We start from the raw sequence: 14,870 nt of genomic DNA on the forward strand, positions 1-14,870 counted from the left end.
AATGGCTCGATAATTAGATATAGATTTATAAAAGGTCCATTTACCTGTCTATAACTTTACAATACAGGGTAAAGTAGAAAGAACCATATACAGGAAAACGATCCATATAAAAGAATCCGGAAGGAGGATGGTAAATGGAGTTCAAGCCCCGAAATCAAAAAGCTCAATCCATTTCAGAATTGCGTTATACTTATTCCGCTCGTAATCTATGGTCCGGTTTTCTATTCGGGATCGGATTGGTGGCATTCATCGATGAGGCCATTTTTCATCAACTATTACATTGGCACCATTTCTATGACAAGTCCACATCCAATATCGGGCTGGTCTCGGATGGTTTATTTCATGCCCTAAGCTGGTTTGCAACGGTCGGATCTTTGTTCATGTTTGCTGACCTTCGTCGCAGAAAGGGATTATGGCTGAAAAGGTGGATAGGAGGAGTTTTACTCGGTGCAGGTTCATTTCAGTTATATGACGGGATCATCCAGCATAAGCTCATGCGTCTCCATCAAATCCGTTACAATGTCGACATTTTTCCATACGACTTGATTTGGAACATAGCAGCCACAATCATGATCTTGATTGGCATTACCCTCGTCATTCAAACAAGGCGCAGCTTACTTAAAATGAAAGATGACGCCCGCAATGCACAGTAATGGACATATTCATGATAATGGTCCTGGTTTTGAACCGAGTTTATTGATTTTATTCGCGCTTGTTATAATGATTTATATCGCAGCTGTCGTAATTTCGAACCGCCGCTATAAAAAAAAATGGCCCTTACTCCGCACGTTCTTTTGGGTTCTTGGCACCCTCTGTGCAGCATCTGCAATTACAGGCCCCATAGCCAATCGCGCGTATATGGACTTCACGGCGCATATGGTTGGTCATTTACTGCTTGGAATGATTGCACCGATCTTACTCGTGCTTGCTGCACCTATTACTCTTGCCCTGCGAACACTTGATGTGCCATCAGCAAGACGCCTTTCACAGGTATTGAAAAGTTGGCCGCTGCGCATTTTAAGCAATCCTATCACTGCCTCCGCACTTAATATTGGGGGGCTTTGGTTACTCTATACAACCGGTTTATTTGGGACGATGCATAAGGACGCCCCTCTACATGCATTGGTGCATTTTCACGTGTTCACAGCGGGTTATCTATTCACTGCCTCGATGATTTATATGGACCCGACACCCCACAGGTTCAGCTTCATGTTTCGAGCTATCGTATTTACAATTTCACTGGCCGGCCATGATATTCTATCTAAATATATTTTTGCCCATCCGCCAAGCGGGATCACCAAGGAACAAGCGGAAAATGGAGGAATGTTAATGTACTATGCCGGTGATGCCATTGACGTCGCACTTATCTGCATCCTTTGCTATCAATGGTTCATAGCCAGCCGTCCTAAAGGCACCTTTTCCTTGTAGCAGGCACGGTCCTCTGATTGCTTCGGTAAACCCCTGTGTTTATGTTTTAATCGTCCAACACTAATTTTTGATAAAAAAATACAGGATGGAGCTGAATGGAAAACTGAGGCTAACCATTCTACTAAAAATGCTCTTCGTGATTAATCTATCATACAAAAGGATGTCTTGATCAAGGCTGTGCCGAACTAGAAATTCTTGAAGCGATTGGCGCCACAGCAGCATTTGGCGGAGGGGCAAACCAGAGTCAGGCTGTGACACTCGTCCAGGAATGCATCCAGGAAATAAATCAGATGATACAGTAATAAAGAAGGGATAGGACAGTCTTAGTCCTACCCCTTCTTTATGTTCTTGACAAGGAAATCCGTTTAGCATTCATGGCCAAAAAGCCTTGTCATATAATGTGTGCTTTTAATGACTTATGTTGTTATTTCTTTGTGCGGGTGCATATGAATTCATCATTTGTTGCATATCCTGCTGTGCAAGCTGTGGAACTTGGTAGTAATGATGCTTGTTTTGATATAACGAAATCTCATATGCCATCTCAATGCCATTCGGAACGGAATCCGCAAATACGCGGCGAACCACAGGATTCGTTATTTCAAGCGCTGACATCGCCTTCAAGGATGCTGCGGACTTAACAGCTCCAAGCATCATGCCTGAAATGCACTCATCCGTGATTTCCGAGACGGATTTCAAAGGTTTCTTTGGCTGGGTTGGAGTCAATCCATATATAAAATCGTTACCTTGATTCATTTTGTAACTCTGGGTCGGTTTAGAAGGATCCTGGCCTGTTTGAAAGCACTCCAATGTAATATTATATTCATCTTGGATGAACTGATATTGGCGATCCAAAATGTCCAGCAATTCCTGATCCTGTACATGCTGACGCAAAAGCATATAAGTGTTTAATGTACCAATCGTTCCCGATAACACTTCATGTACATCGAATACTTCGTGGCCACCGTGATTCATTTGTGGAGGAATAGCACCCGTTTGCATGTTTTGGTGTACTTGACCTTGTTGATATTGATTTTGCATTGTATTTCCCTCCTCGTTTTATCGATCATGCGAACAAGTTTAGTATGTTAAAACCCAACAGGATTATTCAACCTAAACTCTTCCAGGAAGACCGGTTAAGCTGCCTACATCATGTTTTCTGTATAAAAAAAGCCGTGGCGCCTTAAACTATAAACACTTTTATTTGCAGGGAAGGATTTCTAATGACACATATAAATGCTTCTATTATATAGGTGAAACGGCCAAAAAAAATCCATATCGTAACGTTTCAAGTTACTGATACGGATGAAAATGCACTTTCATGAATGTTTTCAAGAATGGCTGTAAGCAATAAAAGGTTAAGTATCAAGCAGCATCTATATTTTCCAACCTTGCTTTAATGGCTGATCTTAAACATATCCCCTTAATCATGTTGCCTTGTGATTGAATCCCAACATGATTTAAGGGGTGATTCCGATATTGAAAGGACGATTAAGGAAACACTACCATTGCAGACTTTCGATTAAGTGGCACTTTGTACATTGTTGACTATAATCATTTTTTATAAATTCATGATTACAATTCTCCCGAAAAATATCCAACTCTCTTTTCAGCTGTTCTAATTGAGTTTCCAACTGTTTCATTTCAACTTTTATCTGGATTACCCGATTCATCGAATTCTCCCTCTCATCGGAATCATTGATAGATCTTCCCGTCCGTTTTCCTAAATTCATTCGCTTTTTCTTTAAGCCCTTCATCGATCACCGACCCAAAACCCAGACCCTTTTCCTTCGCCAAATCTCGAATGTCCTGAGAGATTCTCATACTGCAGAATTTTGGTCCGCACATTGAACAGAAATGGGCTGTTTTGGCACCTTCAGCCGGAAGGGTCTCATCGTGATATTCGACTGCTCTTTCAGGATCGAGTGAAAGATTGAATTGGTCTCTCCAACGAAATTCGAATCTAGCCTTAGAAAGCGCATCATCCCGTTTTCTTGCATGCGGGTGGCCTTTAGCTAGGTCAGCTGCGTGTGCAGCAATTTTATAAGTAATGACCCCCACTCGAACATCCTCTTTATTTGGAAGGCCCAAATGCTCTTTCGGTGTCACATAACAAAGCATGGCAGTACCAAACCATCCAATCATGGCAGCACCAATCGCAGAAGTTATATGATCGTATCCAGGGGCTATATCCGTTGTCAATGGTCCCAGGGTATAGAATGGGGCTTCTTGACAGACTTCCAGCTGCTTATCCATATTTTCTTTAATCAAATGCATCGGTACGTGACCGGGTCCCTCCACCATGACTTGAACATCGTGCTTCCAAGCAATCTTCGTCAGTTCCCCAAGTGTTTCCAATTCAGCAAATTGTGCCTCATCGTTTGCATCTGCAATGGAACCCGGACGGAGGCCGTCACCTAATGAGAACGAGACATCATACGCCTTCATGATTTCACAAATCTCTTCAAAGTGAGTATAGAGAAAACTTTCTTCGTGGTGGGCCAAGCACCATTGTGCCATGATGGAGCCCCCACGGGAAACAATTCCCGTAACTCGCTTTGCTGTCATGGGGATGTATCGTAAAAGCACACCAGCGTGTATGGTGAAGTAATCGACACCTTGCTCAGCCTGCTCGATTAGTGTATCCCGGAACACTTCCCAATTTAAATCTTCCGCGACTCCATTCACTTTTTCCAATGCTTGATATATCGGAACCGTCCCAACTGGAACAGGTGAATTCCTGATAATCCATTCCCGGGTCGTGTGAATATTCTTTCCGGTTGAAAGATCCATTATATTGTCTGCACCCCATCGTGTAGCCCAAGTCATTTTCTCCACTTCAGCTTCGATCGATGAACTAACAGCGGAATTTCCAATATTCGCATTTATTTTCACATGAAAATTACGTCCGATGATCATGGGCTCACTTTCAGGATGGTTAATATTTGCCGGAATGATCGCACGCCCGCTAGCTACCTCTTCTCTTACAAACTCAGGGGCAACATTCTCCCTGATCGAAATGAACTCCATTTCCGGAGTAATGATACCTTTACGGGCATAATGGAGCTGGGTTACGTTTTGCCCTTTCACTGCACGCAATGGTTTTCTTTTCAATCCCGGAAAAACTTCGGCGTTGGATTTTGCATCCACTTTTTTATACCCGTTATCTTCGGGCCTTATTTCACGCCCTTCATACTCTTCAACATTGCCCCGTTCCAGAACCCAGCTGCGTCTAATCGGGGCAAGACCTTTATGAATATCAATGGGGTATTCTGAATCCGTATAAAAGCCGCTTGTGTCATATACTCGCAAAGGCGGATTCTCCTCTTCACCGAATGCCCCTGTAGTCGGGCTTAGCTTAATTTCACGCATAGGTACTTTAATATCAGGTCTAGATCCCTCAACATACACTTTTTTACTTCCGGCAAAACTGGACATAATTGAAACGTTCATGTCATTTACTGAATTACTCATCATGATTTCATTTCTCCTTTTTAAGTTCAGTTAAAAAGAACAAAATCCAATCCATTTCGCACGAAAAAGCCAGATCTCATATTTAAGACCCGGCTAACGTTAGTATGACTACAAAAAATGACCAATCGGAATGGCATTGTTTAGTAGATTCTAACTTCCCCACGCTGGTATGAACCAGATCAGGTCCTGAGGGTTAAGAAGCTTAAGCGCTTCTCTCTCAGCCCAACTTTTATTGGACACCCCTAGTCTGAATTATTTTATTGAATACAGGGTAACTATATATCACCCTTTTCATTCTGTAAATACTTTGAAAGACCTAATATCCCCTTTACAAATCCCAAAAATAGTTATTTCAGGGAGTGCCGTCAATTAGTTCCCCAGGCTCTCAAGGATAGGGAAAAGCTCCTCTAAATGCTTGATTTCATAAGTTGGTAGCACTTCATTCCGGTGCTTATCATGGCGATTTATCCAGACCGACTTTATGCCTACCCGTGATGCTCCAAGGATATCAGTCATTAAATTATCGCCGACCATCAATACTTCATCCTTATCTAGTTCCATGATTTCCAAAGCATGCTCAAAAATGGAGGCATCTGGTTTACCTCGTCCAAATGCGCCTGAAATCACGATTTGATCGAAATAGGGAACCAGTTCAGGCGTAATTTCCAGTTTGGTATTTTGCAGTTCAGGAGATCCGTTCGTAAGCAATAGCAATTTGTACTTCCCTTTTAATTCATCCAGAACACGGAATGATTCTTCATAGATAAATGGCTTTTTACGTCTCTCGGCTGGAAAACGTTCTGCCAGTTCAAGCCCAAATTCCGGGTCATCGATCCCTAATGCCTTTAAACCTCTCGTCCATGCTTCTTTTCGATAAGCCGGTGCAATCCCGGCCATCTTCCGGAATTCATCATGATCATCCTGAAAGTTTCCCCATAGTCCCTCAAATGGGTTAATTCCGATCATTTGAGTGAATGCATATGTATCGTAAGAAGAATAAAGCTCACGTGCTTCTTTTCGTACCGCTTCCTCAAACTCGTCGACATTCAGATCATATTTCTCCTTGGCCACTTCGCATGTGGCCACAAAAGCCTCTTTTACACTTTTCTGATCCCATAGTAATGTATCATCTAAATCAAAAAAAACTGCTTTAAGCAAAATGTCCACCCCTCTTTCCCTATTATTGAATTCGTAAAATTACACTATTACAATAATAAACCACAACCAATGAAAAAAGAATAACTATTCGGAAAATGCCTTCCTCTTTCTTAAAATCAGCAAAACGGCTTACTCTTTCTGGAAAGGAAACCCTATATTCCCCCTCATCATCTTTCAAATACATAAAGCTTTCCATTACTGGCAATCTTGAATTTCGGGCCTGTGAACCCCCGTCGGATCAGCTCCTTCCTTATATATACCATGAGGGCCGCATGACTCACGATCAGAACATCCCTTTCCCCCTTTGCAAAGATTTCATCCAATACTTTATTGATCCTTCGCTCTGCAATCTTAATTTCCGCCCTTGTCTGCTTGTTCAACACCGAGCAGCAGCGTATCCAGATGGCCCAAAGGATGAACGGCAGTTTCACCCGCCCTTTAAGTGGGGGAGAAGGTATTTCCCGCAGCTCCTCCATCCGATGAACCGTACCTGGATAGATATGTTCCGCTGTCTTGACAGCCCTCGACATATCACTGCAATAACATTCCTGCCATTCCTTCACGCCAAATAAAGTCGTTCCATAAATAATATCCGCTGCATCATAGTCCTCAAACCATTGCTTCATTTCATCCGCAGTCACAGATCTCCCAGTAGGAAATTCATGTGCCACCTTAAAATGCCGTACCAAACCAATTTTCATATATTCTCCTTTTTATCTTTTAAAATATTCGTTTCTTTTTCTTGGAAAAAACCCTTATCAATATATTACCCTATGTAAAACTATATATTAATGCAAGTTGAAACCAGTAAAAACCTTACTGAATCCTCCTTGACATTGTGTCCGCTAAAAAATTCTTACGGTTTGTGTCACTGCTAGGCTTTGATTATGATAGCATCGAAAAAAAGAGAAAGCATCTCGCCTTCTCCAGTCATGGTTTAATCTATGAATTGAAGTTCTGTTATCGTACACCTTTTCCTAAATTTATATTTCCCGCTCAAATCACTGAATTGATATTCATTGAGGGATTTCCCCAGTTGTTCCTTTAGCTTATCCAACGTGAGGGTTTCCTCAACAGTCTCTTTCCAATTTTCATTTCCTATTAATTCTTCGAACGGAATGGTAGTCAACACTTCATCATATATCTGGATGCTTTGATCGATGCCGAAGCTGCCATAGATACTGCCATTTTCATCAGCAAATATATGCTCCGATTCCAATTCTTCCACCAAGACTTCTAGATATTCCTTTGGCTTAACAGGTTTGATGGCAATCTCCGCTTCTGCCTTTACAGGTCCCAATCTCTTATCTATGATCTCTATCGTCAATTTACCGTGAACGGGCGGATATCCAAACCCTTCACAAATTTCTGCTGCCGAATTATATACCATCTGTACATCCTCCTTTTGTCACTATCATTATATAATAAAAATACTTCATTTCATTACCAAAAACCCTTAATCAAGTTCACTTGGCACTGCATCTTATTTTTAAATCAACTCTTCTTTTTCAAATCATACGCTCCTTGGTCATCTGAAGGGACAATCGTCACATATCCAGATTCCCTTGAAACGAAGGCCACGATTATAGTCAAAAAATCATTGTAATCCTGATTTCTTCCATTCACGGGCTTACTTATCAATCATATTTCACATCACTTTTATACGGATTCCTAATACAGCATGAACTTCGATCCATTTGTATGCCCAACTAAAAAAAGTTCAATGCATGGAGATGCATTGGACTTTTTTTAGCTTCACACTATGGCTTTAACACCACTTTAATACATTCATCTTCGTGATCGTTAAAAATTTGATAAGCTTCACTCGCTTTTTCAAGAGGGACTTTATGGGATATGATTTCCGTGGGGTCTATCTCTCCTGCCATGATTTTATCAAAAAGCTTGGGCATGTAGTGAATGACCGGTGCTTGCCCCATTTTCATGTTAATGTTCCTCTCAAATAAATTGCCTAATGGGAACATATTGTATTTGGATCCGTATACGCCAGTCAGTTGAATCGTGCCGAATTTACGTACGGCATTAATCGCAATCTCGATAGCACTTAACGTCCCGCCCTGAAGTTTCAACTTTTGCTCAATCGCCTCGATCGTTGATTTCTTTCCATCCATTCCCACGCAATCTATGACCACATCCGCCCCGCCTGATGTGATTTCCTTAATGTAGCTGCCCATATCGTTATATTCATCGAAGTTATACGCTTCAACCTTATTCATCTGTTTTGCCCTATTGATTCTATAAGGAAGGTTATCGATGGCAATGACCCTTTTTGCCCCTTTCATCCAAGCGAAGTTCTGAACCATCAAACCAATCGGGCCACAGCCCAATACCGCTACCGTATCATTTTTCTTGACGCCAGCGTTCTCTACACTCCAATATGCGGTTGGCAGCACATCGGACATGAACAATAGTGCCTCATCTTCAAGTTCACATGACTCTGGGATGACAAACGGCATGAAGTTTCCATATGGGACCCTCAAATATTCTGCCTGCCCGCCTGGATAGTTCCCATATCGTTCAGTAAAACCAAAATATCCACCTGTATCCACCGCTTCATTGGGGTTGGAATTATCACATTGACTCTCCATATCATGTTCACAATAATAACAGTGCCCACAAGAAATGTTGAAAGGCAGGACAACCCTGTCCCCTTTTTTCACCTTCGTCACTTCCGGACCCACTTCTTCAACGACGCCCATCGGTTCATGGCCAATGATATAATCTTTATGCGTCGGCAAAGCACCCTGATATATATGGAGATCGGACCCGCATATGGCCGTTGAAGTCACCCGGACGATGATATCATCCTTTTGCTGAAGTTTCGGATCTTCAACTTGTTTTACCTGAATATCTTTTGCTCCTTGAAACGTTACAGCCTTCATAATCAACCTCCTAAAACATTTTTATTACATTTAATATACCCGTCCAAAAGACTACTAAGCCTATGAAACCTAATTTTCCCAAGAATTAGATGTCCTACATTACAAAAAAGTCCCGGAAAACCGGGACTCACCTATGAAATCATTTATTTGCACTTTATTTATTGCCATTATTATTGCGCTTGTACTCTCTTAGCACCCCATTGAATACATCCGGATAATTCGTAAACAGCCCCGTAGCACCCCATTCGAGAGCCTTTTTCATATCGGCTCTTTCATTTACCGTATATGGATGGAATTGAAGGTCATGACTGCGAACCATCTTCACATATTGTCCGTCTACCTTATTGAAGTTCGGACCAACTCCCATTGCATATTCCTTAATGGAATCCAATTCTTCATCGGAAATGGCCGCTTGGTTCTTATAAGAAAAAAGCTGCACAAGCGGTAACTTTGGATTCATGTCATGAATCTTCATAAGGCTTTCTTTACTGAAAGATTGTATTAATACATTCTTGGTACGGCCTTTTGAATCCACCATTTTATATTCTTCCAAAACCTGCAGGAGTTCTTCTTCCATTCCTGGATACACATCAGGGGACTTTGTTTCGATATAGTAATTTGCCTGCTTGCCGAACTTCTTAAAGACTTCTTCAAGAGTGGGAACCGTTAACCCTTCATAGACCTTTTTTGCCAATTGCGGATTTTTTTCATTGAACCATGTACCGGCATCCAGTTTCTTGATTTCTGCCAGCGTTAAATCCTTCACCAGGCCAGTACCGTTCGTTGTACGATCCACCTTTTCATCATGCATGGCTATCAATCTTCCATCCTTGGTCATCTGAAGATCGATTTCTATGTAGTCGCCTTTCATTTGTTCTCCCAATTGATAAGCGGGAATGGTATGTTCAGGTGCATAACCAGAAGCTCCCCGATGTGCGATATTCACGATTTTCTTCTCATAAATAGATGAATAGGAATGATTTCCTTTTGCTGCTGAAACCCCCATGGAAGTTGCCTGCAATATAAAGGCCGCACTCATCATACATAAACCGAATTTCTTTATATTCGTTTTCATTTCCCTCTCTCCCTCCTATTATTACCATTATTCTAAAAGGGGAATGTGAATCTACAGCGAATATAGTGTAAAGAAATAATATATTATTAAACACGGGTAAATAACCTATCAAATACCCTACCCGCAGTGCACTCATTTAGTTCGTTGTACCTGACCAAACAGGGGAATGACAGGATTAGAAACCCACTATAATCCCCTTTTTCTAAAAAAATCATAAATGAAAAATGTGCTAAATATGGATACTGGTAAACCAATAAGAAAATATAGTAAGTTTCTTGGCATGAACATATTAAAATAGTAGAAAAAAACAGTCACCCAAATGAACAGAACTAAATATTTCAATACTTTCGCTAGCCTCATTCTTTATCACTCCTTCTCTCAATAGTCTTCCTATCCATAATAAATCAAACTTAGAACCCATAAACTCCAGATATCGGATCAGATATGCCAATGTTGACTTACGAAGGGACCTGGACAAATGATTTCCTATACTGCACCCCTTCCGGTACTAATTTTCACTTGAACCTTGCCTGGAGAAAAGCCCTTTCTAAAATATAGATAGACAAAATCTATCTTTTTCTGATTTACAAAAAACTAGTATCATATTACTATTAAACAAACAAACAGAATATTAATATTAAGGGGAATTATGTTAAAAAATTATCAATATTATCAAAACAAACACCGATTTATACTGAAAGCATTCATGGCAATGATATCCTTTTTACTATTAGTTGGGATTTCTGTATCACCTATAAGTTGGAAAGATAATCCCTACGAGATGATATTACAGGTCATTTTAATATCGGGGATGATAATTTCTCTGTTATTTTTCTTAAAAACAGAAGTCAATTTTTATAAGACCCTATTCATTTTCTTAATTACTGTTTATTTATATAGCAAATTCTGGATATTTCCAGATACCGCCATCATGCTGGCCTTATTTGCCATTGCGCCCTTGATTCCCATTTTTCTCTTTGATAAAATCGGGTTTTATATTGTCGCCACTTTAAATATCATATTAGGCCCCGCTTCCATCTTGATCATTTCAAAAACGGACCTTCAATACACTTATGAATATGTCGCTTTGGATAGTTTCGGCAACACGCTTAATTTCATCGCTATACAAATCATATTGGTATTCGTATTCATAGGAACCAATAATAGGGTGGAATCCACTAATGCATTTCATAAGGAAATGCAGCAGGCTAAGCAATTGAACTCAGTCGGACAGCTAGCTGCCACCATTGCACATGAGATACGTAATCCGATTACAGTCGTTAAAGGCTTTGCCCAGTTATTAGATCAAGAGAAGGAACTGAATGAAACGGAAAAGTTTTATGTACAGACCATGCTTACAGAACTTGAATATACACAAGTGATAATCAATGACTATTTGTCTTTGGCAAAACCGCAAACGGATAATGTAAAGGTCATTCCTTTAAATTATGAAATCCAAAAGATTTCCGATCTATTAACCAGTTTCGCCAATAATCGAAACATAGGCTTTCTCCTGGATTTCCGTGACGACCTGTTCATTAACATGAATCCCATCGAGCTTAAACAGATACTGGTCAATATCATGAAAAATGGAATTGAGTCAATGAACAAACCCGGATTCATCAAGGTGGAAACGGAGCAGGAACGCACCATGGCAAAAATACGAATAACGGATACAGGAATAGGGCTCTCAAAAGAACAGCTTGAAATACTAGGTACCCCATTTTTTTCACTTAAAGATAGGGGAACCGGTATCGGCCTGACCGTTTGTTATTCCATCGTTCAAAAATACAAAGGGAAAATCGTGGTACAGAGCGAAGTGAACAAAGGAACATCGTTCACCATTTATTTGCCCTTATATAAAGAAATAGATTAAACATGCATTCCAAATAAGAAAAAGGATGAACACCCATCAGCGGGCGGTCATCCTTTTTCAATTAGGCTTTACAACTATCTGCCATTTCAGCAAATGATTTTCTAAAAAGCGTACAAACGAGTCTGAGATTTTACCAGCGACGGCAAAAATGAGGATACCTACGAATACGACGTCCGTTTGCATGAATGAATGGGCATCCTGGATCATGAAGCCCCCCTTATCCTCAATCCGGCAATTCAGCGACGACCAGGCACATCCAAGCCTAGCTTAAGGCTAAACTCCAAGTTTGGGGCAACATCGTATAGTTTTTCATTCACATCCCGAAGGCCCAAAAAAGTTTGTAAATATAAAGGAAAAGAAGCACCTAAAGCAATAAGCAGCACTTAAGATCGTTCACCAAATCCGAACCACATAATGAATAAAGGGGTAATCGCAAGTAAAGGGACCATTCATAACATTTGAATGCTTGGGTTTAGATATTTTTCTGATTTTTATTTCATGCCAACGATGACTCCTAACAATAAGCCTAAAAAAACACCGATGCAAAGCCAAATAGAGCCCGCGTTAAACTGATTTGTAAATGCAAGCCCAATTCCCCCGACTGAACGAGATCAATGAAAGTCGTGACGATCAATAAAGGTGATAAGAATGATTGGGGCAAGATGCCAACCGAGCCTAATATTTGCCCATGCAATCAACACGCCAACAGGAAGGACCGAACCCCGCAATGCCGATTTGACAAGTTGGGATTATTTTGTCGTTTCCCTCATTACTAGCGGATTGTTTTGAGCAACGATCTGTGTAGACATAATTTTCATCCTTCCTTATTTCAAACATTCAATTAAATGCTCCAATCTTCCACTTCCACTGGATAATGATCAAGTTGGGTTAATATGTCGGACCTGAAACGCTTTGCTTGTTCGAGTCCTTGGGTATGGTAAATCAATGGGAACGATAGCCTTAATCCGCCCAGGCTTTGCATCCATGGGGAAGATGATTCATTCGTCCCTTATGCCATGCTGGATGACGCATACAACGCAGCAAATGTAGTAGACTAAGGAAATTGATAATACCGGGGCAGTGCATCGTGAAGCCGAATGAGTGGATCCGGAAAAGTATTGGAACAAGGTGTGGGTGTTTGCGGATAAATATATGGTGTAATGTAAGAGGGTAAAAAAAGAAACGGCCGATTTACATATCGACCGTTTCTTTTCGTTTTCATCCAGCTTACCAGGTCTTTTGATTAATTACCTTTAATGATAATTTCATCGATTAAACCGTAATCCTTCGCCTCATTTGCACTTAAGAAGTAATCACGATCTGTGTCCTTCGCCACCTTTTCGAAAGGCTGCCCAGTCCTTTCAGAAATGATCTGATTGATATGATCCTTCAGTTTCAAAATCCTTCGGGCAGAAATTTCAATTTCCGTTGCTTGCCCCCTTGCCCCACCAAGAGGTTGATGAAGCATGATTTCACTATTTGGCAAAGCGCACCTTTTCCCTTTCGTACCCGCCAATAAAAGCATGGCACCAAATGAAGCAGCCATCCCCGTACATACAGTCCGGATATCGGGCTTAATATATTGCATCGTATCATAAATGGCGAAACCGGCACTAGTCGATCCCCCCGGACTGTTTATGAAGATGGTAATTTCTTTATCAGGTGCATCTGCTGCCAAGAATAACAATTGGGCAACGACACTATTGGCTAAATGATCGGTGATTTCTTCCCCAATCATGATGATACGGTCTTTTAGAAGTCTGGAATAAATATCGTATGAGCGCTCACCCTTGCCTGAATGCTCAATTACATATGGTATGGTGGTCATATCTCTTCTTCCTCCTAACAATGGTATTGGCTATGCAGCCATTGAGAGTGTGTTTGAAGGAGTGAGGCTTGCTTTGGAAAGGATCGAATGATTCATCAGTTTAGGTACCACCGATTCACTGTTCAGGGATTTGAAAGATGGGATGCTTCTAATGAGGATATCAGGATTTTGGGCTTTTAAAGCCTGTGTCATCAGGGATATGAGCCGTTGTTCCTCCTCGTCTTGCCAATCTTCCACGAAATACAGCTTACACTTATCAACGTCATTGTCAAAACGCTTTTTCACACGGTTCAAGATGGCCTTCACTGCCATTTCCGTGGTGTTCAAATAATCCGATATTTCTTTGGACCGATAGAGAAATCCTTCCTTTAATATGAACACTACAGCTTGTTTCGGAGTAAGGGATTTAATTATATATTCAACCGTTTCAAAGACATTTTCCCCACCTGCCCCTTGCTGTTCGGTATCCAAAAAATCCTCTAAAGATTCTTTTTTTCTTTTTCTAATCGTATCAATCCAGGAATGGTGGGCTATCGTCTTCAATAAAGCGGTCGTTATCTCCTTGTTCTTCCCATATCCCTGCATTGCCTTCAATATCGTTTCTTGTGCCAAATCATCCCCATCCCAATTATTTTGGGTCAGGAATCGGCAAAACCGAAGCAATTCAGGATAGACCTCACGCAAAATCGAACCGTTATCATTTTCTTCAGAAATGTCTTCCCTTAACTTATTTATCATTTTCCTCACTCCTTCAACACCCTCTATCCTATAAACGTTTCAGAAAGAGAAAAAGATATGGGGGTGAAAAATTTTTCTTCATTCTTCATTATTCTATTCCATTTTTTCCATTGGATTTCCTTTCATACTAAAAACCTGTTTGGTTAAAATCCAAACAGGCTAATCTCAAAATTCTGTATGCAAAAATAGGGCGTCCCCCGCTTGTACCTGGTTCGTCACCAATCATTTCAACGAAGCTCTTATTTTCCGAAACACTTAATATCTCCGTGCATTCCGCTCCGTTCACAATCAAATCTTTTGATGTGACCACCCGCTTACGTTATCCCAAATCGCGTTTTGTTCGATCCTCCAGGATGTATGGTGTGGTGTATCCTAAATTCCAAATTTCCGGGTGAT

Annotated in this window: 13 protein-coding genes, 1 pseudogene and 1 riboswitch; of the genes and pseudogenes, 4 read left to right on the top strand and 10 right to left on the bottom strand. The window is 40.8% G+C overall.

From position 1 onward, the window contains the following. Positions 1 to 134 precede the first annotated feature (134 nt). The 3 genes and pseudogenes from IOC57_RS03130 to IOC57_RS03140 all read left to right on the top strand — a co-directional run. A complete protein-coding gene (locus IOC57_RS03130; protein WP_207437372.1) occupies positions 135 to 653 on the top strand; it encodes a DUF2243 domain-containing protein in 519 nt (172 codons plus the stop codon). Next, positions 643 to 1,428: a cytochrome c oxidase assembly protein gene (locus tag IOC57_RS03135; protein WP_207437373.1), complete on the top strand. Its 786-nt coding sequence runs from the start codon at positions 643 to 645 to the stop codon at positions 1,426 to 1,428. Before IOC57_RS03130 ends, IOC57_RS03135 begins: the two co-directional genes overlap by 11 nt. Before the next feature lie 140 nt (positions 1,429 to 1,568). Further along, positions 1,569 to 1,730 (top strand): annotated as a pseudogene (locus IOC57_RS03140) (carboxymuconolactone decarboxylase family protein); the annotation flags it as partial. Positions 1,731 to 1,836: 106 nt separating this feature from the next. Here the strand turns inward: IOC57_RS03140 and IOC57_RS03145 are convergent. The 7 genes from IOC57_RS03145 to IOC57_RS03175 form a co-directional block, all read right to left on the bottom strand. After that, positions 1,837 to 2,466, bottom strand: a complete 630-nt coding sequence (locus IOC57_RS03145) for a spore coat protein (protein ID WP_207437374.1) — start codon at positions 2,464 to 2,466, stop codon at positions 1,837 to 1,839. Positions 2,467 to 3,120: 654 nt separating this feature from the next. After that, entirely contained in the window at positions 3,121 to 4,902 is a 1,782-nt protein-coding gene (thiC, locus tag IOC57_RS03150; protein ID WP_207437375.1) for a phosphomethylpyrimidine synthase ThiC, read from the bottom strand. 136 nt (positions 4,903 to 5,038) lie between these two features. Continuing rightward, positions 5,039 to 5,153: riboswitch (TPP riboswitch) on the bottom strand. Positions 5,154 to 5,268: 115 nt separating this feature from the next. Next, positions 5,269 to 6,057, bottom strand: a complete 789-nt coding sequence (locus tag IOC57_RS03155; protein ID WP_207437376.1) for an HAD family hydrolase — start codon at positions 6,055 to 6,057, stop codon at positions 5,269 to 5,271. 167 nt (positions 6,058 to 6,224) lie between these two features. Then, entirely contained in the window at positions 6,225 to 6,758 is a 534-nt protein-coding gene (locus IOC57_RS03160; protein ID WP_207437377.1) for a histidine phosphatase family protein, read from the bottom strand. A gap of 236 nt (positions 6,759 to 6,994) precedes the next feature. Beyond that, positions 6,995 to 7,447, bottom strand: coding sequence for a hypothetical protein (locus IOC57_RS03165; RefSeq protein WP_207437378.1), 453 nt, complete (start codon positions 7,445 to 7,447; stop codon positions 6,995 to 6,997). A gap of 370 nt (positions 7,448 to 7,817) precedes the next feature. Continuing rightward, entirely contained in the window at positions 7,818 to 8,957 is a 1,140-nt protein-coding gene (locus IOC57_RS03170; protein ID WP_207437379.1) for a zinc-dependent alcohol dehydrogenase, read from the bottom strand. Between the two features lie 154 nt (positions 8,958 to 9,111). Next, positions 9,112 to 10,032, bottom strand: a complete 921-nt coding sequence (locus tag IOC57_RS03175) for a glycerophosphodiester phosphodiesterase (protein WP_207437380.1) — start codon at positions 10,030 to 10,032, stop codon at positions 9,112 to 9,114. Between the two features lie 649 nt (positions 10,033 to 10,681). Between IOC57_RS03175 and IOC57_RS03180 the strand changes: the two genes are divergently transcribed. Next, on the top strand, positions 10,682 to 11,908 hold the full coding sequence (locus IOC57_RS03180) for an ATP-binding protein (RefSeq protein ID WP_207437381.1): 1,227 nt from the start codon (positions 10,682 to 10,684) through the stop codon (positions 11,906 to 11,908). A gap of 57 nt (positions 11,909 to 11,965) precedes the next feature. Here IOC57_RS03180 and IOC57_RS03185 read toward each other — a convergent pair whose 3' ends face one another. The 3 genes from IOC57_RS03185 to IOC57_RS03195 form a co-directional block, all read right to left on the bottom strand. Next, positions 11,966 to 12,115, bottom strand: coding sequence for a hypothetical protein (locus IOC57_RS03185; RefSeq protein ID WP_207437382.1), 150 nt, complete (start codon positions 12,113 to 12,115; stop codon positions 11,966 to 11,968). A 1,036-nt stretch (positions 12,116 to 13,151) separates the two neighbouring features. Then, a complete protein-coding gene (gene clpP, locus IOC57_RS03190) occupies positions 13,152 to 13,736 on the bottom strand; it encodes an ATP-dependent Clp endopeptidase proteolytic subunit ClpP (protein ID WP_207437383.1) in 585 nt (194 codons plus the stop codon). 30 nt (positions 13,737 to 13,766) lie between these two features. Continuing rightward, positions 13,767 to 14,474 carry a sigma-70 family RNA polymerase sigma factor gene (locus tag IOC57_RS03195; protein WP_207437384.1) on the bottom strand — a complete coding sequence of 236 codons (708 nt, stop codon included), beginning with the start codon at positions 14,472 to 14,474 and terminating at the stop codon, positions 13,767 to 13,769. Positions 14,475 to 14,870: the final 396 nt, after the last annotated feature.

The sequence above is a fragment of the Bacillus sp. SD075 genome, assembly GCF_017355165.1.
Lineage (GTDB): Bacteria > Bacillota > Bacilli > Bacillales > DSM-1321 > Peribacillus.